Origin of the sequence: Xanthocytophaga agilis (genome assembly GCF_030068605.1) — a bacterium.
Lineage (GTDB): Bacteria > Bacteroidota > Bacteroidia > Cytophagales > 172606-1 > Xanthocytophaga > Xanthocytophaga agilis.
In genome coordinates, this window is the sequence record NZ_JASJOU010000012.1 from 177,875 (window position 1) to 201,647 (window position 23,773).

Consider the following 23,773-nt stretch of genomic DNA (forward strand, 5'->3'; position numbering starts at 1 on the left):
TATTCTTTATGGCTTTAGACATCAAAATACCTGCTGTCGGTGAATCTATTTCGGAAGTAACTATTTCGAAATGGAACAAGAAAGATGGCGAGACTGTACAAATGGATGAAGTTCTTTGTGAACTGGAATCTGATAAAGCGACCTTTGAATTAAATGCCCCTGCTGCGGGTGTATTACATATTGTAGTTCAGGAAGGTGAAACCATTGCGATTGATACTTTGATTGCTCGTATTGATGAAGCCAATGGACAACCAAAAACTTCTACACCAACTGCTCAGACTACAACTCCTGCTGAAGAAGTGAAGCCAGCTGCGGCCACAGGACAAACAGTAGAGATGAAAGTACCTACTGTTGGAGAGTCAATTACGGAAGTAACAATAGGAACATGGCATAAAAACGATGGAGATCAGGTGCAATTAAATGACCTGCTTTGCGAAATCGAGTCTGATAAAGCTACTTTTGAACTGACAGCTGAACAGGCGGGAACATTGCGTATTGTAGCTACACAGGGAACAACTTTGCCTATTGGTGGTTTGATTTGTAAAATTGAAGTAACCGCAGGTGGCGCACAACCCGTAAGCCAGGCTACGGCTACTCCTTCACAGCCTGTACCTGCTACTCAGACTGCTCCATCCGGAGATAAAACATATGCAACAGGTACACCTTCACCAGCTGCTAATAAAATTCTGGCAGAAAAAGGTGTTAAACCTGAAGATGTTCAGGGTACAGGTGTTGATGGTCGCATCACAAAAAATGATGCTGTGAATGCTCAGAAGCCGGTAGCAGCCAACAATGCGCAACCGTCGGTATCCAAGCCAGCTGAAAAAACTTCGGCTCCAAAACAACCTGTTGTAAGTGGAGAGCGTAGCGACCGTCGTGAGAAAATGACGTCTTTGCGTAAAACTGTAGCTCGTCGTCTGGTAGCTGTAAAAAATGAGACCGCTATGTTAACTACATTCAATGAAGTTGACATGAAGCCAATCATGGACTTACGCGCTAAATACAAAGATAAATTTAAAGAAAAACATAGTGTTGGGTTAGGCTTTATGTCATTCTTTACCAAAGCATGTTGTGTGGCTTTGCAGGAATGGCCAGCGGTAAACGCTATGATCGACGGAGATGAAATCGTATACCACCAGTATGCTGATATTTCAATCGCTGTATCTTCTCCCCGTGGTTTGGTAGTACCAATTATTCGGAATGCAGAACAAATGAGTTTTGCAGAGATCGAAGCGGAGATTGTACGTTTAGCTGGTAAAGCAAAAGAAAATAAACTGACAATTGATGATATGACAGGTGGAACATTTACTATCACCAATGGTGGTATTTTCGGTTCTATGTTGTCAACTCCAATCATCAATGCTCCTCAGACTGCTATTCTGGGTATGCACAACATTGTGGAACGTCCTGTAGTAGTAGATGGACAAATTGTGATACGCCCTATTATGTATCTGGCATTGAGTTACGATCACCGTATTATTGATGGACGTGAGGCTGTAAGCTTCCTGGTACGTGTAAAACAACTCCTTGAAGATCCTACTCGCTTATTATTAGAAGTCTAACAGATAGGCTGCTTTTGAGCCATACAAGATTACTATAATCTTGTATGGCTTGATTTTTCTGTACTATTCCCTCCTTTTGATAAGATGAAATATTTCTTATTGCCTTGCCTTATTATTCTATATCTGTTTCTGGCTACTTCCTGTAGTGAAGATCGTGACACATTGAGTCGTTCCTGGCGAATCATGAAGGTAGAAATGAAAGAGATAGAACTCAAACATAATGGCAGGAAGGATGTTCAGTTAAATAATCTAAATATTCAGGGTAGGCTCGATTCCATTTTTAAGAATACTCACATTCGTTTATACGAAAGAGGAGAGTATGCTATCCTTTTTCAGGGAGGAGACTATGTATCTAAAAATTGGCTCTATGACTATAAGACAGAACAGATAACTCTTGTAGGACATACACCTATGCAGGAATATGTTTTGAAAAAAATAGATTCAGGAAAGGATTGGATGCAAGTGGAATTAACCTTACCCAGAGATTTTAGTATAACAGCTGAATTTCCTGAATTCATAATAGGGAAAGTATCCTTATTATTTTCTGAAGATCACAAGTATGAAGAAGGAGAGACAGATTTATTAGAGCCTCATAGAAATGAATGGCGGATAAAACCTCTCAAAAAAGCTTCAAAGGAAGATATTAGAAAGCGACTAGTTGATCATTTATCTTATATACTGGATTATTTTCAACTGATCGAAGATAAACAGCAAAGCTATTTTGATACCCGTCTTTTGCAGTCACCATTGAAATTTTACAGTCATGGCTTGGGAGTAGCTTCTTCCAGCAATTTGCCTGAGCGATGGTCAAATACATTTTATGATCAGGAAGATGCTATCACAGCACAGAAAATGTTGGGAGATGCGCTTGATAGTACAGGCGATTATCCCAAAGGAAAAACCTTTATAGAAGAATACAGGAAGGTGATAGAAAAAATGCGGCTGTATTTAGAAAACTGAAAGGATTTTTCTAATAAAAACATATTATTTTTACGAGATTTGTTCATTCTTACATTCTACATTTTTAATTAAAAACATATGGATTTTGATGTAATTGTTATCGGCTCCGGACCAGGAGGATATATTGCGGCTATCCGTTGTGCTCAATTAGGCATGAAAACGGCTATTATTGAAAAGTACTCAGCATTAGGTGGTACCTGTTTAAATGTAGGATGTATTCCTTCCAAAGCATTACTTGATTCTTCAGAACATTATTATAATGCAGCTCATTCATTTGCTCAGCATGGAATCTCTATTAAAGACATGCAACTGGATTTTGGACAAATGATCAAAAGAAAAGAAGAAGTGGTTGGACAGATGACCAAGGGAGTAGAGTTTCTGATGAACAAAAACAAAATTACTACTTATATAGGGTTTGGGTCTTTTGTAGATAAGAATACTGTAAAAGTAAAATCTAATGATGGACAGGAACAACAGATCTCTGCTAAAAATATCATCATTGCGACAGGGTCAAAACCGTCGTCATTTCCAAGCATGCCAATTGATAAAAAACGGGTTATCTCTTCTACAGAAGCGTTGAAATTACCTGAAGTCCCCAAACACCTGATCGTGATTGGTGCTGGTGTGATTGGTGCCGAGCTAGGCTCTGTATATGCTCGTTTGGGTGCTAAAGTGAGTTTTGTAGAGTTTGCCGCTTCTATGATTCCAACCATGGATGGCACAATGGGCAAAGAGTTACAGAAATCAATGCGTAAACTAGGTGCAGATTTCTACTTCAGTCATAAAGTAACTTCTGTAGAAAACAAAGGAGACAGTGTAGTTGTACGTGCTGAGAATAACAAGGGAGGATTGCTGGAACTGGAAGGGGATTATTGCCTGGTATCTGTAGGACGTCGTCCTTATACAGATGGTCTGGAACTTGAAAAAGCAGGATTGAAAACGGATGAAAGAGGCCGAATCGCTGTAAATGATCATCTTCAGACAGAAGTTTCCAATATCTATGCTATTGGAGATGTGATTCGTGGTGCTATGCTGGCACATAAAGCGGAAGAAGAAGGTGTATTTGTGGCAGAAACAATTGCAGGACAACATCCACATATCAATTATCTTCTGATACCTGGAGTAGTCTATACATGGCCGGAAGTGGCAGCAGTAGGATATACTGAGGAAGAATTGAAAACAAACGGCACTCCTTATAAAGCAGGTACTTTTCCATTCAAAGCTTTAGGCAGAGCCCGTGCCAGCATGGATACCGATGGTTTGGTAAAAGTATTGGCTCATGCGGAGACTGACGAAATCCTAGGCGTACATATGATAGGTGCTCGTGTAGCAGACATGATAGCAGAAGCTGTAGTAGCTATGGAGTTTAGAGCTGCTGCAGAAGATGTAGGTATCATGTCTCATGCTCACCCAACATACACAGAAGCATTTAAAGAAGCTTGTCTGGCTGCAACTGGAAATCGCGCACTAAATATTTGATTTTCAAAACTGTATCTTTTCTATGAGAGAGATTTTTCTGATAGTTCGGGACAGTTGTTAACAGTAGCAAAAAAGTTTTCCGTGTAAGAAACTTCTTCTTTTTGAAACAGGTAAGCTATTCTGATATAGCTTACCTGTTTTTTTATTTGTGACTAAGTTGTTGATTTTCATTGATTTATATTGATCAGTGCCGGTTGGTGGCCTTGAGAGTTGCAATTAGCAGGAGTTAGGACTTTACTTTTTAATAAGCTGAGTTTGTTTGTTTTAGCAAACAATAAGAGAGCCGTTTCACTTTTTGGTGATATTGATAAGGCAAACTTACACGTTTCAAAGCCCCTGATTTTAAGGACAGATTACTATTATCTAAATAATAATGATATTTCGGATAGGAAAGAAAATTATGAGCTATATAATATCAAAATCAACTGTTTCAGTCTGTCATGAATATTAGAGATTTGTCTATTCGGAAAAAGTTAATTGGAGGGTTCTCACTGCTTACAATTATGTTTGTTGTCAATGCAGTGATCAGTCTTTGGACACTAAACAAAAGCGCTTCTATTATTCAACATAATATTGAAGTAGCTGATCCTTCAACGTTGGCGTTAAGAGATTTGCGGAATGTTATTATCAGTTCCAAAGGATATATCACTAACTGGATCTATCAGCAAAGTAACCAGGAAGATAAAGATGCACTGAAACAGTTGCAGGCAACAGCCTATCCGAAAGTAAAAGAAAGTATTAACTCTCTGAAAAAGCATTGGCCTAAAGCTCAGCAGAATTTGGTTGATAGTGTATTAGCTCAATACGATACTGTAGAGATAAAAGAAAAGCAAATCATGACAGATTTGGCTGATTTCGAAGATTACGAGAAAGATGGCGGTATTGTTAAGTTTAATGCAACCACAATTCTTGAAACAGAGGTATTACCAATCTCTCAGAAAGCGCTTGAGATGTTGAACCGGGTTATTGTTGATAAGGGGAAAGAGGCTGTATTGTCAGATGAAGATTTATTAGGAAACTTCTCTTCTGTAAGACAGGTTGTGATGATTTCAGCTCTTATCGTTATCCTTTTTGCTATAATTGCAACAATTGTATTAAGCCGTGATATAGTACTTCCTATTAATTATGTACGAGGTATTATTCAAAAACTTAGTCTGGGTGAACTTCCTGAGAAACAAAATCGCAAATTTAACCGGGATGAAGTGGGCGAAATGGCTGATGCGGTAGAAAAACTGGCAAATGGTTTGAGAGAAACGTCATTGTTTGCTGAAAATATCGGGAAAGGCAATTATAAAGTAGAGCACCAGCCATTGAGTGATAAAGACGTATTGGGTAACTCTTTGATTAATATGAGAGATAACCTGAAACGTGTAGCCGAAGAAGATAAACGTCGTAACTGGGCTACAGAAGGCTTGGCGAAGTTTGGAGATGTATTACGCAAAAACACATCAGATCTGGATGAATTGTGTGATCAGATTATTTCTGGCCTGGTAAAATATACTAATGCAAATCAGGGTGGTCTTTATATTATTAACGACGAAATACAGGGTGTTGAGCCTTATCTGGAATTAAAAGCATGTTATGCATGGGATAAAAAGAAATATCTTGAACAAAAGATTTATCCAGGTGAAGGTTTAGCAGGACAGGTTTGGCAGGAAGGTGAGTATGTATATATGACAGAAGTACCTACCAATTATATCACAATTACTTCTGGTCTTGGAGAAGCAAATCCTCGTAGTATTCTGATTGTACCTTTGAAAGTAAACGATCAGGTATATGGAGTATTGGAGATTGCGTCATTCAATGATTTTGCAGACTTCGAAATTGAATTTATTGAGAAGATGGCAGAAAGCATTGCTTCTACACTTTCTTCTACTAAAGTAAATATTCGCACACAAAAGCTCCTTCAGGAATCAACTATTCTTACAGAGCAAATGCGTAGTCAGGAAGAAGAGATGCGTCAGAACATGGAAGAACTAATGGCTACTCAGGAAGAGATGGAGCGTAAACAACACGAATCTGCTCAACGTGAAGAAGAATTACTGGCAGAAGTTGAGTCGCTTAAATCTGAAATACAGAGAAGATAAAGCTTTAAATATCGATATTGAAAGCGTGGGAGTTATCTCACGCTTTTTTTGTTTTTACATATTCATACACATGAGTGAGAAAACATACTATTTTCGCAGTCTATTTATTGGCTAAACTGATCATATATATGAAGTATATCTGTGGAATCTTTGTGGGTTTTTGTGTTGGTTTGGTAGCTTGTAATACCGGGACCAAACTGGATAATAAAAAAATTGCGGAAGAGATGAAAAGCCGGAAGGTAATGCACATCACACCTATTCAGCTGACAGAAAATACTTTTCGGGAAGGTAAAAAGACAGCAAATTGGTTAGATAAGCGATTGCTAAACCAATTAGAAAGATTTCCTGACAAAGAAGATCTTGTTAAATGGGGTTCTGTCTGCAATCTTCGGTTGCTAGGAGTAGATTCGTTGAAAAAACAGTATGGTATAACTATTCAACGGTTAGCACTACGAAATAGCCCGGAAAGACTGGCTGTAAGCAAAACTGCTTTGCAAGTGTGGGATGCCTATCGTTATAATGCAGAGAAAAAACTACCAATGGATGCGAATGTGCAACAAGAAGATGCGATATATATGTTATATTCTCAACCTGTAATATTGGCTTCTACAACCTGCCTTCAATGTCATGGTACGGTTGGGAAAGAACTAAATAGAAAAGACTTTGAAGCATTAAAAGCTTCTTATCCCTCTATGGATAGCTTGACAAACTATACATTGAATGAACCTATTGGAATATGGAATGTTTTATTCCCTAAAAACAGGCTGGCACAGCCAATGGATATAAAATAATCCCTACTAACTGATTTCTCTTGACGAGTTCAGTTGTTCAAATTCTGATTTTTGCGTTTGTCTCTTTATCTTTGAACAGTTTTAAACTTTATTCTTTTCCTGTAATGCATTTGCATGCGGATACTACACTATTCTAAAAAATATTGCTCATGAAAAATTTATCACTTGCATTAAACATTGTTTTGTTGGTTGCGGTTGCGGTCTTATACTTTTTACACTTTAAAAAATCAGATACTTCCGGGCAAGGAGCTAAATTGGTAGATTTAAAGAAAGATACGCTGTCTTCTGCCGCTGCGGCTGAAATTGCGTATGTAAACACAGATACTCTTATGGCCAAATATGAGTACTATAAAACTACATTGGATAATCTGAAAAGCCGTAGAGAGAAAATGGAGCAGGAAGTAAATGGAAGAGCTCGTTCATTGCAAAATGAAGTAGCAGCTTACCAGAGAAAAGGTAATTCTATGAGTGTAGAGCAACTACAGGCTGCTGAGCAAAACCTTCGCATGAAAGATGCTGAATTAAGACAGTATAGCGAAAAGCTAGCTAACGATCTGGCCAAAGAAGAGCAACAGAAAACAGATGAGTTGCTGGAAAGAATCTCTGAGTATCTGAAAAAATACACTAAAGGAAAGCCTTATAAGTATGTATTTGCCTATACTAAAGGGGCAAGTGCTATTTTATATGCACAGAACAATCTTGATATTACACAGGAAGTATTGGATGGCTTAAATACGGAATACAAGGCAACACAAAAGTAAAATGAAAAGAGGCTGTTTCATAAAAGAAACAGCCTCTTTTGTTTCAAACAATTTTAACATCCAGAAGCTCTCCCAGTTCTGTGAAGTACTTTAGCCATCGTTGAGCTGAAGAATCTCCTTTCCTTGCCAGATCCCGCATTTCTCCATAATAACGGTTGCCGACAAAGAAATAGATATTTTGTGATATCCATAGGTCTAATGTCATTGGAAATTGTTTTAGCTCACGCATCCACTCCGCCAGGTATTTTACCTGATCCAGACTAGGAGTAGACTCCAGCTCTTTCATAAGGAGATTTAATCGTTTTACGGCCGTAAAACCAACTGTATCCGGATTAGGTTTGATATGCCACCGTTTTACTTCCTTAGCTAGCCTTCTCATCTCATCCATATTGGGGCGCTCAGATTCAAACAAATCCCGCAGATTGGCTTGTACTACTACCTCAACAGTTGTTTTAAATACGCCTGGTAGGGACGAATCTGTCGTATTCATCAGATTCATCATATGATAATTATGCTCATAGATTTGTCTGAATGAGTTTTCGATAGATTCCAGTGTGTTTTGAGTAATCTTTTTTAATACTCTGTGTTGGTCATCTTTTGAGAGATAAGGAAGAGAAAATAGCTCCGTACCGAAAAACTGATCCATGGAATGAATGACTTCTCCTATGTGTCCAAGAGAAAAAAGCTCCCGAACGACCCTATGCATTTCCATAAATTCTTCAGAGGGCATATTTTCCCGTGCATGGGCAATAATTGTTTGCTGGCCCAGATATAATACGGCAAAGCTCACTACACTTTCTTCCATTGTCAGTGTAGAGATTACTTTTGTTATTCCAAGTGCTAGCTTCTGAAGTCCAGCTTCCAGCCGATCGTATACTTCACTTTCAAAAATATAACTGTTAGCAGTTTGATGATCTGGCTCCTCTTCAAAAAGGGAAATGATAGCTTGCTGTGCACAAACCCGGGTCATTGTCAGTCGTGCAGGTTTTACTTTTCGTTCATAGATAACTGCTGCATTTCCAAGTTCAGACACATTACTCGGAACTAATAAGAGTTTTTCCAGAAATTTTTGCTCCAATAAGGAAGGTGTATTTTTAGGCTGTATTTCTTCTGCCAACTGGATGGCTCTACTGGCATATTGTAAAATTTGTATAGTCTCAATTCCGGATACTTCATCAAAGAACCACCCACAACTGGTATACATCAGCATTGCCTGACGCTGCATTTCAAGTAGCTTTACAAATACTATTTTATCTGCCTGACTAGTGTTTGGGCTCAGATGTGTTGTGAGAAACTTGTGTAGTGACTCCTGTGACCGATTGAGAATTACATCAATATATTTGTTCCGGATATCCCAGGGATCTTTGACGAAGGTTGCCATTGCTTTGGTATACAAAGGAATTAATTCATCGCGTAACCAATCAAGTGCTTGTCGTAGTGGCGCTCTCCACTCCTGATTCCATTGAGGATTACCTCCGGAATTACATCCACAATTGTTTCGCCACCGTTCTACTCCGTGCACACAACTCCATGAACTGTTCTCAAAGATCTGAACTTCCTGTGTAGGAGGGAATTTATCCAAAAATTCGCCGTAGTTAGTAACTCTGGCTAGATTGTGGGTTTCAATATGAGTCATGCAGTAGGCTAGTGCCATGTCTCCATGGCGGTGATGATGTCCATAGCTTTCACCGTCCGTTGCAATATGTACCATCTGAGCTGATTCCTGATCATGTTCAGGAAATGCCTGTACCAAACGATCTGCAAAATGTTTGCCGTTTTTAAGCAAACCTTTGAAGGCTACATCCTGGGATACCAATCCATCATAAAAGAATAGCACAATAGATCTTCCAGAAGGAAGGCGACATAAGTAAGGAATACGAGGATTAATTCGATCTCCCGATACATCAGTCCAGTGTTCAGTACCTATAACTCGTACAGATTTGGCCTGGCGAGGTGCCAGTATGGTAAATCTGATATTATTTTCAGCAAGAATTTCTAGTGTTTTTGTATCAACTGCCGTTTCTGCAAGCCATATGCCCTCAGGCTTTCGCTGAAACCGATACTCGAAATCACGTATACCCCAGATTACCTGTGTGCGTTTATCTTCGTCATTGGCTAGAGGCATTATTATATGATTGTATACCTGTGCCAGGGCTGAGCCATGTCCTGAGAAATTATCTAAACTTTCTTTGTCTGCCTGGAGAATAGCCTGGTAGGCCTCTGGATCTTGTTGCTCCAGCCAAGAAAGTAGGGTAGGGCCAAAGTTGAAACTAATACGTGAGTAATTATTAATAATATCTACAATATCCTGATCTTGTCCAAGTATACGGGAGGCTGTATTAGCGGCATAGCACTCATATGTAATGCGTTCATTCCAATCATGGAAGGGAAATGCGGAATCTTGAGTTTCTATTGCTTCCAGCCAGGGATTTTCACGGGGTGGCTGATAAAAATGGCCATGTATGCAAATGTATTTTTGTTTGTGATTCATAAATACTATAATTCACTTAATTAGTTTTACAGAAGTCCTATAAAAAAAGCAAAGTAACTGGTATTCTATTTAAAATATTGGCAGAGTTATATTAGTAAGTTGTTATATCAATTGAAATAAAAAGGCTCTGTCTTGTTGTATTTTATATGTTGGAAAGATTTCATTTGTCAATATATGGTCATTTATAGTAAAAATAACAATATGTAGATGCATTTTTGTTATGATGAATGTAGTAAAAAAGTCATATTTAATCAGAAATGATATTGTCTGTACCATTTCAATCATCTACATTCGTAGTATACTGAACAGGCTTGAAATAGTAATAAATAGGGGTGTATGTTTAAATTTTTAGTAGGTTTTGTAGTGTTTGCATTATGGTCAGTGTGGGCCAGATCCATATACATCTGTGAGATAAGACATATGTGTCAGCAAGAGATATTTGTAGATTCTTCATTGGGGACGACTGCTAGTCTCCGGATTAGTCGTCAGGGTGAAATTATAAGCGGTGAAGGGCAATTCATGTATAGCCTGGCGAGTAATTATGTGCCTTTTACTGCTGCAAATCGTTTCTTTCTCCAGAAAGTAAGTAAATATATAAAGCCTAACTCTTATCTTCTGTTGACAATAGAAGGCAGATATACACGTTCAGAAAAAAATGTACCTGCTGGAATGTATGAAAACCTTGGTTTGGCAAGAGCTGCTTTGATAAGAGATAGTCTGGTCCAATATTACCAGATTAAAGCAAAACAGATAATTATTACTTCAACATTGGTAGAAGATACAGATCTTGAAGCAGCTACAGCTCCTGAAGAGCCGGTACGTTTTCTACTAAGTAGAGATACCAAAGAAGATGTTATCCGCTATGAATTTATGAATATGTCATTTGCTGAGAACAACTTCAAAAACCATGGTAATGTATTTACACCCAGGCTTCCTTTTATAATTTACACCGATTCGCTAAAAGGATACCTGAAAGCTTATCCGAATAGTTCTGTGTTTATTTCTACCTATGTAACAAAAGAAAATGGAGGGCAGAAGAAAGCTCAAAGTAGGGCCCAGGCAGTACGAACATATCTGATGAGGACAAAAGGAGTAGCTGCTCCTATTGTAATTGAGACTCCTGTAATAAACACGAAAAAAACAGATAGGCAAAGTCTTACTGTCCGGATTTCAGAAGTCAGATAGAAAATTGGCATCTATTTTGAGTTTTCCTGTTGGTTCTGGCAATTATAGTATAGTACAAAAGTCGTATATATGGAGATTCCACATATTTTTGATGAGTTTTTTAATGAAACCAGTGTCTGGTTTTTGATTTTTATGCTCGTCTCCTTTCTGATAGGCTATGTGACTGCATGGTGGATCTATCGTCTAAGCATGCGGACTATGCGTAAACAATTGAGACGGCTGAAAGAAGAAATAATCGAAGGTCGATTACTGGAAAGTAAAAGCTCAGAAGAAACACAAAACCAACATCCTTCAGCACACTAATGCTGAAAGATGTTGGTTGAACAGGTAATAGAATAGCTTATTGTTCTTTTAAAAAGACAACTCCTAAAGGTGGCAGTGTAATTGTGATGGAAAATGGCTTTCCATGATGCATGATAAGTTCTGTTGTTGCAGAGTGCCTATTTAATGAATCACTACCTGCATATTCTCTGGCATCACTGTTGAATATTTCTACCCAGGTTCCTTTTTCCGGTACGCCTATTCGGTAGGATTTATGTGTTTGAGGAGTAAAGTTACAGATAACTGCAATCTTTTCTTTGCCAGAACTATCTTTCCGTAAGAAGCTGATCACACTATTATCCGCATCTCCATAATCAAGCCACTCAAATCCATTGGTATCAAACGATAGTTCATATAATGCCTTCTCTGTTTTAAACAAGTGATTGAGTTGTTTTAACTCATTCATAACTCCCTTATGAAAATCGTATTGGGTCAAGTGCCAGTCTAAACTTCTGTCGTGATTCCATTCTCTTGTTTGGGCAAACTCATCTCCCATAAAGAGTAGTTTCATCCCAGGATGGGCAAACATGTATCCATATAATAATCTAAGATTTGCGAACTTTTGCCACTCATCGCCAGGCATCTTATAAATTAGTGGGTTTTTACCATGTACCACCTCGTCATGAGACAATGGAAGCATAAAGTTTTCATGGAATGCATAAATAATGCTAAAGGTAATTTGCCCTTGGTGATAACGTCTGTAAAGAGGGTCAGTTGACATGTACTTGAGTGTATCATGCATCCAGCCCATCATCCATTTCATACCAAATCCTAGTCCTCCTGTGTAAACCGGACGAGATACGCCTGCGTAGGCTGTAGATTCCTCGGCAATAGTATGTACATCAGGATATTCCTGATAGACAGTAGTATTGAATTCTTGTATCAATGAAATTGCTTCTAGGTTTTCGCGTCCACCATATTGATTGGGTATCCATTCACCATGATTACGGGAATAATCCAGATAAAGCATAGAGGCTACTGCGTCAACCCGAAGTCCATCTGCATGATACTTATCAAGCCAGAAAATGGCATTACTGATGAGAAAGGCTCTTACTTCATTTCTACCATAATTAAATATCAGGCTTTTCCAATCGGGGTGCCAGCCTTTACGGGGGTCTGCATGTTCATATAGATTAGTCCCATCAAAATAGGCAAGCCCATGTTGGTCTTCTGGAAAATGAGAAGGTACCCAGTCAAGTATTACACCTATGCCTGCCTGATGGAAGGATTCTATCAGGTGCATAAAATCCTGAGGTGTGCCATAACGACTGCTTGGTGCAAAATATCCCGTAATCTGATATCCCCACGATCCATAGAATGGGTGCTCCATCACTGGTAAAAACTCGACATGTGTAAAACCAAGTTCTTTCACATACGCAGGCAGTTCATCAGCCAGCTCACGATAGCTTAATGAACGGTTACCTTCTTCCGGGCTCCGTTTCCATGATCCCAAATGTACTTCATAGACCGAATAAGGCTGAACCTGTCCAGCTTTTGCACGGCGTTGCTGTAACCATTCTGTATCATTCCATTGATAGTTGATGTCCCAGATAATAGAAGCTGTATTGGGAGGCGTCTCCCATAACAATCCAAATGGATCTCCTTTCTCTACTTCATATCCTTGGTTATGTGAGCGAATAAAATATTTGTATAACTCTCCCTGGCCTATATTAGGGACAAAGCCTTCCCAGATACCCGAACCATCCCAGCGGGGATATAGTGGGTGAGTGGTTCTGTTCCAGAAATTAAATGTACCTACCAGAGAAACACGTTCAGCATTCGGTGCCCATACGGCGAAGTAAGTTCCTTGAACACCATTATGAGTGATTATATGTGCTCCTAATTTTTCATAGAGCTTAAAATGTTTACCAGAGCGGAATAGACTAATATCAAAGTCTGTAAATAAGCTTACACCTGAAATAGTATAAATTTCAGTAGAAGTGTAGGCGTCAGATGAATTTTCCAATGACATAAAAAATAGGATGTAAAATGTAGTAGTATGAATAGTATGTGTTCTTCAAAAATTTAAAAAAATCTTGCTCAGTTCTTCAAAATAAACTGCCTTGTATTACCTGAGGGAGAGGTGATGGTCCTTTCACATCCATCTGACAATACTTCTCTAATTGTTTTGTCAGATATACTGCCAGTTCAGGAGCAAGTGTGTTTGGATCAGGTTCATGAACAAAAAAGTACAATGTATGCAGTCCTTGCTCAAACCAGGATTTTATACGTATCACCCAACTATCAATACGTTCGTAGTCAGTTGGATGTAGCCCATTGCCCACAAATCGAATCATAGCAGTTGGAGTTGTGAGATGCATATGTAAGACATCCCTGCGTCCTGCAACATCTGATAGTACAGTACCTATATAGTTTTCCTGTAACATTGCAAAAGTTTCTGCCACCTCTGGATTGTTCTTAAACCAGTCAGGATGGCGAAACTCAACAGCTAACGGTACTTTTGGGGTAAATGTCTTTACGAAATGTTCCAGAATATCTGCTTGCTGAGGCGAAAAGTGTGGCGGTAATTGTAAAAAAGAGACTCCCAGCTTTTCGTTCAGTGCTATAATATTTTCTCCAAATACCTGGATTGCAGATTCTGTATTTATTAATAACGCTTCATGGCTAATCTGCTGAGGCCATTTAGGGCAAAACTTAAATCCCGGTTCAGATGTCTCATACCAGCGCTGTATAGTAGTTTTATCAGGAATGCGATAATGGGTTGTATTTAATTCAATAGTATTAAACTGACGCGAGTAGTAATGTAGATAGTCTTTCTCTTTTGCTGTCAATGGATACCACTTTCCAACCCATTCTTTTGTTGACCATACAGGACATCCTATATAAATTTGGGGTATATGGGCTTCATTTTTTGCCTTATTTAATAAAGACAAAGTTGCAGTATGATCGATTGGTAATGTAAAATCAACCTTTTCAATAGAAGGAAGTTTACCAAAATCCATGGTTTTAATGGGTTTGTTTCAATTTTAAATCAACAAACTGAAAAATATGATGCCAGTAAGGCAAACCAGCAGGTTGTTGATTAGGGAGCCAGTTTCTCCTGATACATAGATAGATGAAAGTCCCTTTGTTTACAACTATTTACCCAAGTTTAGATGATTTTAGTCAACATTAGCTTTTCTTCTAGCTCCTGACTCAGCATATCACAATATGACTGAACCCGTTCTATTGTGCGTCTTATTATTTTACTATCACTTATCGGATTTTCAACTAACCTCATTCCAAACATAATTTCTTCCTTTATCCCTGTAACTTCCAGAAACGTGAAAGGTGGTTCAATATAATTAAGAATAAAACGAAGCTGACCCAGATCTGCTGCCAGCAAGGTAGTTTCGTAATCTACTTTCAGTTGTTTGAACAGCCGTATATAAGAATGAGTTAACAAGCTTCTATATTCTACATTGTCTTCAGTCAGGTTTACTATTTTCTGATAGTTTAATGTAGGTCTATATGCCGATATGGGAGTTGTAATAACTGTTTCCTGAATGGCAATTGGTGGATTTTCTGTAAAATCGGAGTACTTGGAAAGTTTGGAGAAAAGATCTTCAGGCTGAAACGGTTTTAATACATAATCATTCATTCCTGCTTCCTGGATTTTATCTTTAACCTCAGAGATTGGCGCTGCTGTCATGGCTAGTACGGGTGCCTGGCTATATTGTCTTATCTGACGTGTTGCTTCATAACCATCCATTTCAGGCATTTGCAGATCCATTAGAATTAAATCATATTGTTCAGCTTTTACTTTTTCCAAGGCAGCTCTTCCATCTTCTGCATAATCATAAACCATATCCCATCTTTCCAGAAATTTGGCTGTCACCATACGATTAATGTCATTGTCTTCTACTATCAGAATACGTATTCCATTTAATGACTGAGGTCCGGGTATAGTAATAGATGGTATTGAAGGCAATGGTAATAGCTTCTGAGAGACAGATTTTTTCAATCGCAAAGTGAAATAAAATCCGGAACCAGAACCCACTTTACTCTTTACATAAATTATGCTGTTCTGCATTTCCAGCAATCGTTTGGTAATAGTAAGTCCAAGACCAGTGCCACCATATTTTCGGGTTGTATCTGTGCTGGCTTGTGTAAAACTTTCAAAGATAACATCCAGCTTATCTTTAGGAATTCCAATACCCGAATCTTCAACAGAGAAATTAATATCTACAAAATTCTTCTCTTCATAATTGATCTTTGCTTCAAGCTTCACCCATCCTTTTTCTGTGAACTTAACTGCGTTACTAATCAGGTTGTTAAGCACCTGAGCCAGACGAACTGGATCTCCCGATAACAGGGTAGGAATTGCAGAGTCTATTTCGCAGATAAACTGAAGATTTTTTTCAGATGCACTGTATAAATGTGTTTGCTGTACACGGTTAATCGCTTCCCGAAAATTAAACTCAATCTCCTCAAACTCGATTCTTCCAGCCTCTATTTTATTCAGATCCAGTATATCATTAACCAGGAGGAGAAGGTTTTCAGCAGAGAATTGCAATATCTCCAGATTTTCTATCTGCTCTGCTCTTGGATCATCCTGCAGGAGATAATGAGACATACCCAAAATAGCATTGATAGGGGTGCGTATCTCATGACTCATGGTTGCGAGAAACTGTTCTTTGGCTATAGATGCCTGTTCTGCCTGATTCTTTGCCTTGATAAGTTCTATTTCCCGTAATTTTCTTTCTGTGATATCCTGAATAGTGCCTACAATCCGACGGGGTTTGGCATTGAGCCCAAAAACAATTTTACCTATCAGTTGGATATAAATCAAGCTGCCACTGTCTGCTTGGGTAGCTCTGTATTCCATTCTGAGAGTATCTGCTTCTGGTGTTGCCTGTTCCAGCATTTCCTGCAGAGTTAGGCTGTAGCCAGGTTGCATACGTTCTTGGAAGAGTGAAAACGTAAAGGGTTGCCCTGGTGCCAGATCAAATATTCTGTAAGTCTCTTCAGATACTTCACCTTGTTGAGTATGTAAATCAAACTCAAAGCTGCCTATTCGTGCCAGATTCTGAGCTTCACGTAAGGCAGCCTCTTTTTTACGAAGTTTTACATTGGCAATTCGTTTTTCAGTAACATCGGTGATACGAATTAAATAGAGAGACTTTCGCTTTATACTGATCCAAGTAATACCTACATCTCCCCAAAAAACCTTTCTGCTAGCTGTGATAAATTCACGTTCCTGTACCCAACGCCTGGAACGTCTTAATGTATTTAAGATTTCCTGTCTTTCTTTTAAAGTAAACGGCTTCTTTTGAAATAGGTTGCTATCTTTTCCTATCAGTTGTCCTTTATCTGATAAGTCAAACAATGTAATGGCTTTCTGATTACATGCCTGTATTTCGTTGGTCCTTGGATCGACTAAAGCAATGGCATCATAGGAATTCTCAAATATCGCCTCTAATTGTTGTTGTGCAGTAACAGCAGATTCCTGTTCTCGTATAGTTAACGTATTAAAATAGAAAGCAAATAATAGAGAAAGCGATATGCTGATAATCAAAGACAGGTAATACATAAAGTGCAGAAGCTTGGGAGACAACTCCTGCACAACGAATAAAGAGTAGTTTGTAAACTCAAGTACAACGATGCATGAGAGCGGTACTGCCAGACCTAGTATAAGAAATAAACCTCTCTTATGCAGGTTGTAAAATAGCATAACCCCCAATAAGGCTGCATAATACAACAAATGAAATCCGCTTTCATATCCGAGAGAAGAGGCTGTAAAAAATATGTTGGCATTGATCACAAGAAAAAGAACTGCCTTTGAGACACGATAAAACCACCACTGTGCTTCTCCCAGAAAGTTCAGCCCTATAGAGGCTAATAAAACTATAAAGGTGACATATTCAGTTATAAAGAGACTACTAATGGATAAGATGTAATAGAGAACAGCCAGAGGAATAGTAAATATCGCCGCTGTTACACTAATTTGGTTAGTGAGAATTACACTTTTGTAATGTTTGGGTGAAAGTTTGTCGTGTGCTCCTTGTTGTGAAACAAACTCCCAGATGGCGACAAGCGTCATATGGATACAGGTTGCTGTAAAAATACCAGGACTTTATTAAATTTATAAAAAACACAAAAGGCTAATGGACTCGCTGGTAGTTTTGTGTTATTGCTAATATATTGTATGCAGTGTTATGTCCTCTGCAAAGCTCCTTTTCCACAAATTGGTAAGCTCGCTATCTTCATTTGTTGGCTTTGATCTCAGAAAGATAAATAAATCACGCCTCAGTTTATAAAATAGAACCTGTTTAGATAGGAAACTTTACAAAAGTAGGCAATAAAACATGTTAGAGAAAGCTTGTTTTTTACTATTGTAGTTCTTGATCAACTTTATTTTCTGCGACGTTTGCTTTTATTGGTAATTTGTTCAATCCTGGTATTCCTGATCCATTGTAAATAATCATGTAATCTTTCAGAAGAACGTAACGCCTGGATAGTATGAAAGTTTTTTTTCAGCTCCTTATTGCTAAACAGATTATGTATTGTAGAGTGACAGGGTTGACAGAGAGGAACCGTTTCTGTATATCTACCTCCTTCCTCTTTAGGTACTAAATGATGTAAAGTGACCTTGCTTACTTTCCGTTCACATAATGCACATATTTTTTCTGTGTTTGACATAGGATAAGGTAACCTTGATCAATTAGACGTAAATGTAATGCCACAATGAAAAATTGCATAAACTAATTGCTTTTTTCAAGAATAAAGACCTATTTTTGAAACCGTTTGTTTTAGTACAATGCATTATTTCTAGAGATAAAATTCTGAGGAGACCCAAATCTGCTGATTTTAAGATTCTTATATTATTGGGTTTCGCTTTTCGTAGATAGTTTAAAGAGTTTCGTCGAAAAAATAATGTGTGTAAGAAATAATATATTTAGCTTTGAGTATATAGGTAGCAGAGCCGCTGTCTTTTTATAAACTGTTTTTATTTGACTATTTTTTCTGATTTCTATACATGGAGCATGCCCCAATTAACAATGACTTAGTCAAAGCGTGGCAAGGAGAACAAACGATTCTTTATAACCAACAACAGGAATGGATTCATTATCGGACAATGAGTGATTTGTCTAATTCAAAATTTTATCTTAAAACATTGTCTGGGTTAGTTATTTGTGGTGAACTGGTTATTAACAATGCACAATTGAAAGAGATAAATAAAAACAAGATTACAATGCTGCGTAAGCGTATCAATGAAGTATCTGCAAGAGTTGAAGCTTTTAGAGAGTTATTAAATGGATTCTACAAACCATTCGGCAAACAGAAGTAAAAAACTAAAAATAGAAGTTACAAGTACCAAACCACCTACAATTCTTAAATACTAAAGAGGCTGCCTTGTATAGGGCAGCCTCTTTAGTATTTACTGGTTTATGGGATATATCATTTTTATCTATTTGGCGTTCATGCTTGAAAGCTGTGATTTTAAAAATCTTTTAACTAAAGAATTAACAAAATCTAAGATGGTATTTGAGTCTTTTTTCCAGAAATTTGGCAAAGATTCTGTTTATTAGAAGCAACATATCTTATTTCCCTTTCCGTATTATGAATGGGGCATTGAGGATAAATTGTCAAAAGAAATCATCAGTAAGGATGAATGGTACTTTATTGGTTTTTCAAGAGATAAATATATGTCGGCCAGAGAAGTAGATGCTTATACACAAGTATCTGTACAGGAAAAAGATACATTAGTTTATATAAGAAATGGAACAGATAACGGAATTCGAATTGAGTATTTTTTTACTCAAAAAGACAAAATGTGGTATCTGGTCAAGATTATTGACAAGTCAATGTAAGTGTATCACAGTATAGCAAATGCTCCTTAATACAAGAATGAGATAACAAAATGGTTTTACTGAAGTTTAATTTACAGTGATAGCTACAGTTTTTAATTGTTGGGTATATTTTAAATGACTTTTTTCAAATGCACTAAGGTTCATTTCAAAGCGGGGTTTTCCTCCTTCAGATACAAAGTTTATTAGACTTCCAAATTTGGCAGCACCATCTTTGTTTGTAATAACAAGCATTGAAGATCCTTTTACTTTTTGTAAAACAGTACTAAGGCCATCAGAATGCTCTGCTGCAAGGTATAATATATGGCATGTCTTCTCAACTTCGCTAGCATTTTTAAATAGCTTAACTGTTATCTTTCTGCTGCTTGTAGTACGAGCAGTAGCCATTTTTTTCAATTCTATTTCCATTTCCGTGTTTCCCAAGACTCCGATTACAATATTATTATTGTTATAAGTGTCAGGCCACTGAATTTCTTTAATAAAGTTATAAATATAGATACTATGTACCCGATAAATTACTTCTCCCGGTCCATCTTGTCTGGTAATAGTGACAGGGGGAACAAGAGAGTATAGCAAAATTGATATGTTTAGTAAGATTGTTTTCATTTTATTGACAAAGCACTATCTACCCAAAATACGCTTAATACTTGTTTTCCAGTAACTTGATTTTATTTTGTACCTGTTGGAATCGTTCCCTGTCGTTCAGGTAATGATAAATACCGCTCAACGCCTTTAGTGAATTAATATTTTGCGGAGATAGTTGCGATGCTTTTTCGATATACGGCTTTGATTCAACAATAAGAGAAGAGATTACTTCAATGCGTTGGTTGAACTGGGTAATTGTTTCCTGGTATACGTCTGGCTTATTAATCAAATCTACAGCATGATTATAAAAGGCAATTCCCATGTTATAATTTGCCAGGAAGTTATTGGGTTCTTTGACTAGGATCTTTTTATAGATGGCCAATCTTTTCTGGAAATATGCTTCTTCTTTTGTAGTGTCTTTTTTTGCTATAGTTTCATAGACACTTCCTGCTACCATCATGGCATCTGTATCACTGGGATTGGTTTTTAGATAATCTTCAATGAGTTTCTCTGCTTTAGCATATTCCTTTAGTTGAAGATAAAAGTTTATTTCACTTGTCCGGAGATTTGAATCATCTGGGAACAGCTTTCTGCCAGTAGTAATTGTTTCTACAGCTTTTACTTTATTATTTGCTGTAAGATAGATCTGAGATAAATCGTCATAGAGCAAAGGACTTTTATATCCTTTTTGTAAAGCTTGCTCATAATATTGCTGTGCTTCTGCCTTTTTATTGAGAGAGAAAGAAATAAAGCCTGCATGATAGAGTGCCTCTGCATAAAATTCATCTGGCTTAGTTTTCGCTCTGTACTCAATAAAGAGCTTCAGATTTTTTAATGCTTTTTCAAATTGCTTGGCATTTAACAAGTCAATACCCTCATTATAGTAAGTACCATAAAGATATTCAAGCGCTGTTTCGGATGAACCTGTATAGGTTTTTTTTGTGTCTAGCGTAATGCTTTTACTTAGGGATTGAACGGCTATTTCCCGATTGTCTCCAACCGCAGGATTTTGTTTGTATAGTTCTTTATATACAAAGCCTTTCAGATACCAGGTTCGTGGATCGTTTTTGGTTGCCTCATTTTGAGAGGCAAGCTCAATGGTTTCTTTAGCCGACTGAAAATTATTTTGTTTGAGGTACTCTGCTGTTTTATCCAGAAGGGTTGTTTGGCCAAACCCTTTGTAAAAAAGCAAAATGAATAAAAAAATGAGACAAAAACTTTTACGGAAGAACATTTGGCTTATACAGTTGAGACAAACCTGTTTAAAATTTCATGTTCTTACAAAGAACGTAGGTTCTCTTATTCAATGTGCTACATAAAAGGCCAATTCTTTACAACGTAAGTTTTTTATTTGTAATGTAATTCTCTAACACACAGATATATATATGAGTCTGCTATAAAAGAAAAGACCTGCTTTGTAAGCAGGCCTTTTTAATAAACTTTATTATGGTCTGTTATTAGGCAACTTCTTCGTGTTTATACTTTCATTTGGAATTGTATACGCAGTTACAATTGTTGCTACTACCAGTACCCCAATAATAATAAGCCAAATCATAATTGTTGTATGTTAAAGTTTAATACGAAACAGATTGATTTAATTCCCAAAAGTAGTAAAAAGCCAGTCTGTAGTATAATTGCTTGCCACAATTATTTTGCAGCAAGGAGCAAATCTGCAATAAGACGTGTTGTTTCTTTCAAATAATCATCTTTTTTCAGATTATATAACTTCTTTTTAGGCTCCTCACTATTAGTAGAAGCAGCTTCTGTATCTACCGGATTATCCTGAACATCTTCTTCCGCTGCTGCCAGCATTTTGTTTTTCTTTTCTGCTTCTTCTCTTTCCTTACGACGTTTTGCTTCCTGCAAAGATACCTTTGTATTGGAACGTGCTTTCTGTGCGTCGTTAATTTGCTGTTGTAGCTCTTTCAGATCTGCATCAGATTGCAGTCGTTTCTCATAATTTTTCTCAAGTACAGATACTAGTTTCTCTGAAATATTGTTTACAGGCTTAAAGTTAGAAGCAGGAATCTGATCCCATGGCAATGCATGTGGTTGTGAACTTTCACCAAACTCTGCTGCACTAAATACAGATGGAAGTTGTACATCCGGTGTAACACCTTTTAATTGGGTGCTGTTTCCTGTTACACGATAGAACTTAGCAATTGTCAAATTCACCTGACCCAGTTTGTCTGTACCCTGCATGTATCTGTTTAGGTCCAGCTGGCTTTGTACCGTTCCTTTGCCGTAAGACTGTTCTCCTACAATTACGCCTCTTTTGTAATCCTGAATAGCTCCTGCAAAAATCTCAGAAGCAGAGGCACTAAAACGATTAATTAAAACAGCCAATGGACCTGTATAAGCCTGAGACTTGTCATTGTCCTTCAATACATCTATTGATCCATTGCTGTTACGTACCTGTACTACAGGACCATCCGGAATGAATAAACCTGTCAGATCAATGGCTTCAGATAGTAGTCCACCACCATTGTTACGAAGATCAAGCACAAGGGCATCCATCTTTTGATTTTGTAACTCTCCAATAATACGTTTTACATCATTGGTAGTGCTTTTGTAATTGGTTTCACCTTTCTGACGGTCTTCATAGTTTGCATAAAAGGCCGGAATTTGAATCACACCTAAGCGAAAAGGCTTTCCATTATGTGTAATTGGCACAATTTCACCTTTAGCAGAAGACTCTTCCAGCTTAATTTTATCCCTTACCAGACGTAATTCACGAGGAGGGGCTGTTACATCAGCATTGGAAGATAATAGTTGCAGACGTACAATAGTACCTTTTGCTCCTCTGATGAGTTTTACTACCTCATCTACTCTCCAGCCAATCACATCAACCATTTTCCCATCATCACCTTGTGCTACTGCCACAATCCGATCACCTTTCTGTACTTGTTTGCTTTTAAATGCAGGCCCACCAGGAATAACTTCAGTCACTGTTGTATAATCATTTTGCTCTCTCAGTTGAGCTCCGATCCCTTCCAGAGAGCGAGTCATATCTATTTTAAAATTAGCCGAGCGTGCTGGAGATAAATAGCTGGTATGTGGATCGATGTTTTCTGCAAATGCATTCATATAAGCTTCGAACACATCTTCACTTGTTGTTTGCGAAATAATTTTATCTATATTTTTATAACGCTCACCTACTACTTTCGAAATTTCATCCCACTTCTTATTGTTAAGTTTTAGACGTAAGGCTTGTTCTTTAATATTCTTACGCCAGAGGTCGTTTAACTCATCTGTATTTTTGGGCCAGGAAGCCTTTTCCCGATTTGTCTCATAATACTCATCCACAGTGAAATCCATTTCCTTTTCAAGGATCTTAGCTACATAAGTATCCCGTTCTAGTGCTCTGTTCTTATAGATCTGATAGATTTCATAAGCTGCTGCCAAATTTCCATCTTTCAGATCATTATCTAATTGATAGCGATACTTCTCAAAGCTTTGTACATCAGATGCAAGGAAATACATCCGATTATAGTCCAGATTTTTCAGATAGTTATCCAGCAACTGAGAAGACAAAGAGTCATTAAGGGTTGTTTTTTGATAATGTCCCTGAGAAAGAATTTGAGCAATCAATACACTTACCTTGCTCTGGTCACTTGTAGGTGTCAGATCAGTCTTAGGCTGATTATCAAAAGTTTGTGTATAAATAAAGTTGGCGCCTACTAACAAAGGTAATAGCACCAACAGCGATTTTTTCACGATCATACTCTATGGAAATAACA

Annotated in this window: 18 protein-coding genes; 10 read left to right on the plus strand and 8 right to left on the minus strand. The window is 37.6% G+C overall.

Features of this window, described 5'->3' with window-relative positions; all coding sequences use genetic code 11:
- Positions 1 to 8 precede the first annotated feature (8 nt).
- The 6 genes from odhB to QNI22_RS28260 all read left to right on the plus strand — a co-directional run bounded on the left by odhB (position 9) and on the right by QNI22_RS28260 (position 7,640).
- Positions 9 to 1,562, plus strand: a complete 1,554-nt coding sequence (gene odhB / locus QNI22_RS28235; RefSeq protein WP_314516053.1) for a 2-oxoglutarate dehydrogenase complex dihydrolipoyllysine-residue succinyltransferase — start codon at positions 9 to 11, stop codon at positions 1,560 to 1,562.
- Between the two features lie 84 nt (positions 1,563 to 1,646).
- The gene (locus QNI22_RS28240) at positions 1,647 to 2,522 is read left to right on the plus strand and encodes a hypothetical protein (protein WP_314516055.1); all 876 of its coding nucleotides are present in this window, start codon (positions 1,647 to 1,649) and stop codon (positions 2,520 to 2,522) included.
- Positions 2,523 to 2,600: 78 nt separating this feature from the next.
- Complete coding sequence (gene lpdA, locus QNI22_RS28245; RefSeq protein ID WP_314516058.1) at positions 2,601 to 4,001, plus strand: dihydrolipoyl dehydrogenase; 1,401 nt, start codon at positions 2,601 to 2,603, stop codon at positions 3,999 to 4,001.
- 440 nt (positions 4,002 to 4,441) lie between these two features.
- Positions 4,442 to 6,088 (plus strand): GAF domain-containing protein, encoded by a 1,647-nt coding sequence (locus QNI22_RS28250; protein ID WP_314516060.1) that lies wholly within the window; start codon positions 4,442 to 4,444, stop codon positions 6,086 to 6,088.
- Positions 6,089 to 6,216: 128 nt separating this feature from the next.
- Positions 6,217 to 6,879, plus strand: a complete 663-nt coding sequence (locus QNI22_RS28255; protein WP_314516062.1) for a c-type heme family protein — start codon at positions 6,217 to 6,219, stop codon at positions 6,877 to 6,879.
- A 149-nt stretch (positions 6,880 to 7,028) separates the two neighbouring features.
- A complete protein-coding gene (locus tag QNI22_RS28260; RefSeq protein ID WP_314516064.1) occupies positions 7,029 to 7,640 on the plus strand; it encodes an OmpH/Skp family outer membrane protein in 612 nt (203 codons plus the stop codon).
- Between the two features lie 43 nt (positions 7,641 to 7,683).
- Here the strand turns inward: QNI22_RS28260 and QNI22_RS28265 are convergent, their stop codons facing one another.
- Positions 7,684 to 10,131 carry a DUF3536 domain-containing protein gene (locus QNI22_RS28265; RefSeq protein ID WP_314516065.1) on the minus strand — a complete coding sequence of 816 codons (2,448 nt, stop codon included), beginning with the start codon at positions 10,129 to 10,131 and terminating at the stop codon, positions 7,684 to 7,686.
- 336 nt (positions 10,132 to 10,467) lie between these two features.
- Between QNI22_RS28265 and QNI22_RS28270 the strand changes: the two genes are divergently transcribed.
- Positions 10,468 to 11,316, plus strand: coding sequence for a hypothetical protein (locus QNI22_RS28270; protein ID WP_314516067.1), 849 nt, complete (start codon positions 10,468 to 10,470; stop codon positions 11,314 to 11,316).
- Positions 11,317 to 11,385: 69 nt separating this feature from the next.
- On the plus strand, positions 11,386 to 11,619 hold the full coding sequence (locus tag QNI22_RS28275) for a LapA family protein (protein ID WP_314516069.1): 234 nt from the start codon (positions 11,386 to 11,388) through the stop codon (positions 11,617 to 11,619).
- Between the two features lie 37 nt (positions 11,620 to 11,656).
- On the opposite strand, the gene glgB is transcribed toward QNI22_RS28275, so the two are convergent.
- The 4 genes from glgB to QNI22_RS28295 all read right to left on the minus strand — a co-directional run bounded on the left by glgB (position 11,657) and on the right by QNI22_RS28295 (position 18,279).
- A complete protein-coding gene (glgB, locus tag QNI22_RS28280) occupies positions 11,657 to 13,609 on the minus strand; it encodes a 1,4-alpha-glucan branching protein GlgB (RefSeq protein WP_314516071.1) in 1,953 nt (650 codons plus the stop codon).
- 76 nt (positions 13,610 to 13,685) lie between these two features.
- Positions 13,686 to 14,600: a DUF72 domain-containing protein gene (locus QNI22_RS28285; protein ID WP_314516073.1), complete on the minus strand. Its 915-nt coding sequence runs from the start codon at positions 14,598 to 14,600 to the stop codon at positions 13,686 to 13,688.
- A 149-nt stretch (positions 14,601 to 14,749) separates the two neighbouring features.
- Positions 14,750 to 17,680 (minus strand): response regulator, encoded by a 2,931-nt coding sequence (locus tag QNI22_RS28290; RefSeq protein ID WP_314516075.1) that lies wholly within the window; start codon positions 17,678 to 17,680, stop codon positions 14,750 to 14,752.
- Between the two features lie 311 nt (positions 17,681 to 17,991).
- A complete protein-coding gene (locus QNI22_RS28295) occupies positions 17,992 to 18,279 on the minus strand; it encodes an HNH endonuclease (protein ID WP_314516077.1) in 288 nt (95 codons plus the stop codon).
- A gap of 337 nt (positions 18,280 to 18,616) precedes the next feature.
- On the opposite strand from QNI22_RS28295, the gene QNI22_RS28300 reads away from it, so the two are divergent.
- The gene (locus QNI22_RS28300) at positions 18,617 to 18,928 is read left to right on the plus strand and encodes a hypothetical protein (protein WP_314516078.1); all 312 of its coding nucleotides are present in this window, start codon (positions 18,617 to 18,619) and stop codon (positions 18,926 to 18,928) included.
- A 358-nt stretch (positions 18,929 to 19,286) separates the two neighbouring features.
- Positions 19,287 to 19,451: a hypothetical protein gene (locus QNI22_RS28305; RefSeq protein WP_314516079.1), complete on the plus strand. Its 165-nt coding sequence runs from the start codon at positions 19,287 to 19,289 to the stop codon at positions 19,449 to 19,451.
- A 66-nt stretch (positions 19,452 to 19,517) separates the two neighbouring features.
- On the opposite strand, the gene QNI22_RS28310 is transcribed toward QNI22_RS28305, so the two are convergent.
- The 3 genes from QNI22_RS28310 to QNI22_RS28320 form a co-directional block, all read right to left on the minus strand.
- On the minus strand, positions 19,518 to 20,054 hold the full coding sequence (locus QNI22_RS28310; RefSeq protein WP_314516081.1) for a YfiR family protein: 537 nt from the start codon (positions 20,052 to 20,054) through the stop codon (positions 19,518 to 19,520).
- A gap of 34 nt (positions 20,055 to 20,088) precedes the next feature.
- Complete coding sequence (locus QNI22_RS28315) at positions 20,089 to 21,225, minus strand: tetratricopeptide repeat protein (protein WP_314516083.1); 1,137 nt, start codon at positions 21,223 to 21,225, stop codon at positions 20,089 to 20,091.
- A gap of 455 nt (positions 21,226 to 21,680) precedes the next feature.
- Entirely contained in the window at positions 21,681 to 23,756 is a 2,076-nt protein-coding gene (locus QNI22_RS28320; protein WP_314516084.1) for a carboxy terminal-processing peptidase, read from the minus strand.
- Between the last annotated feature and the right edge of the window lie 17 nt (positions 23,757 to 23,773).

Excerpts from the sequence above, each read along its gene's own strand:
- odhB (WP_314516053.1), top strand. The coding sequence starts at position 9 with ATGGCTTTAGACATCAAAATACCTGCTGTCGGTGAATCTATTTCGGAA.
- QNI22_RS28240 (WP_314516055.1), top strand. The coding sequence starts at position 1,647 with ATGAAATATTTCTTATTGCCTTGCCTTATTATTCTATATCTGTTTCTG.
- lpdA (WP_314516058.1), top strand. The coding sequence starts at position 2,601 with ATGGATTTTGATGTAATTGTTATCGGCTCCGGACCAGGAGGATATATT.
- QNI22_RS28250 (WP_314516060.1), top strand. The coding sequence starts at position 4,442 with ATGAATATTAGAGATTTGTCTATTCGGAAAAAGTTAATTGGAGGGTTC.
- QNI22_RS28255 (WP_314516062.1), top strand. The coding sequence starts at position 6,217 with ATGAAGTATATCTGTGGAATCTTTGTGGGTTTTTGTGTTGGTTTGGTA.
- QNI22_RS28260 (WP_314516064.1), top strand. The coding sequence starts at position 7,029 with ATGAAAAATTTATCACTTGCATTAAACATTGTTTTGTTGGTTGCGGTT.
- QNI22_RS28265 (WP_314516065.1), bottom strand. The coding sequence starts at position 10,131 with ATGAATCACAAACAAAAATACATTTGCATACATGGCCATTTTTATCAG.
- QNI22_RS28270 (WP_314516067.1), top strand. The coding sequence starts at position 10,468 with ATGTTTAAATTTTTAGTAGGTTTTGTAGTGTTTGCATTATGGTCAGTG.
- QNI22_RS28275 (WP_314516069.1), top strand. The coding sequence starts at position 11,386 with ATGGAGATTCCACATATTTTTGATGAGTTTTTTAATGAAACCAGTGTC.
- glgB (WP_314516071.1), bottom strand. The coding sequence starts at position 13,609 with ATGTCATTGGAAAATTCATCTGACGCCTACACTTCTACTGAAATTTAT.
- QNI22_RS28285 (WP_314516073.1), bottom strand. The coding sequence starts at position 14,600 with ATGGATTTTGGTAAACTTCCTTCTATTGAAAAGGTTGATTTTACATTA.
- QNI22_RS28290 (WP_314516075.1), bottom strand. The coding sequence starts at position 17,680 with ATGACGCTTGTCGCCATCTGGGAGTTTGTTTCACAACAAGGAGCACAC.
- QNI22_RS28295 (WP_314516077.1), bottom strand. The coding sequence starts at position 18,279 with ATGTCAAACACAGAAAAAATATGTGCATTATGTGAACGGAAAGTAAGC.
- QNI22_RS28300 (WP_314516078.1), top strand. The coding sequence starts at position 18,617 with ATGGAGCATGCCCCAATTAACAATGACTTAGTCAAAGCGTGGCAAGGA.
- QNI22_RS28305 (WP_314516079.1), top strand. The coding sequence starts at position 19,287 with ATGTCGGCCAGAGAAGTAGATGCTTATACACAAGTATCTGTACAGGAA.
- QNI22_RS28310 (WP_314516081.1), bottom strand. The coding sequence starts at position 20,054 with ATGAAAACAATCTTACTAAACATATCAATTTTGCTATACTCTCTTGTT.
- QNI22_RS28320 (WP_314516084.1), bottom strand. The coding sequence starts at position 23,756 with ATGATCGTGAAAAAATCGCTGTTGGTGCTATTACCTTTGTTAGTAGGC.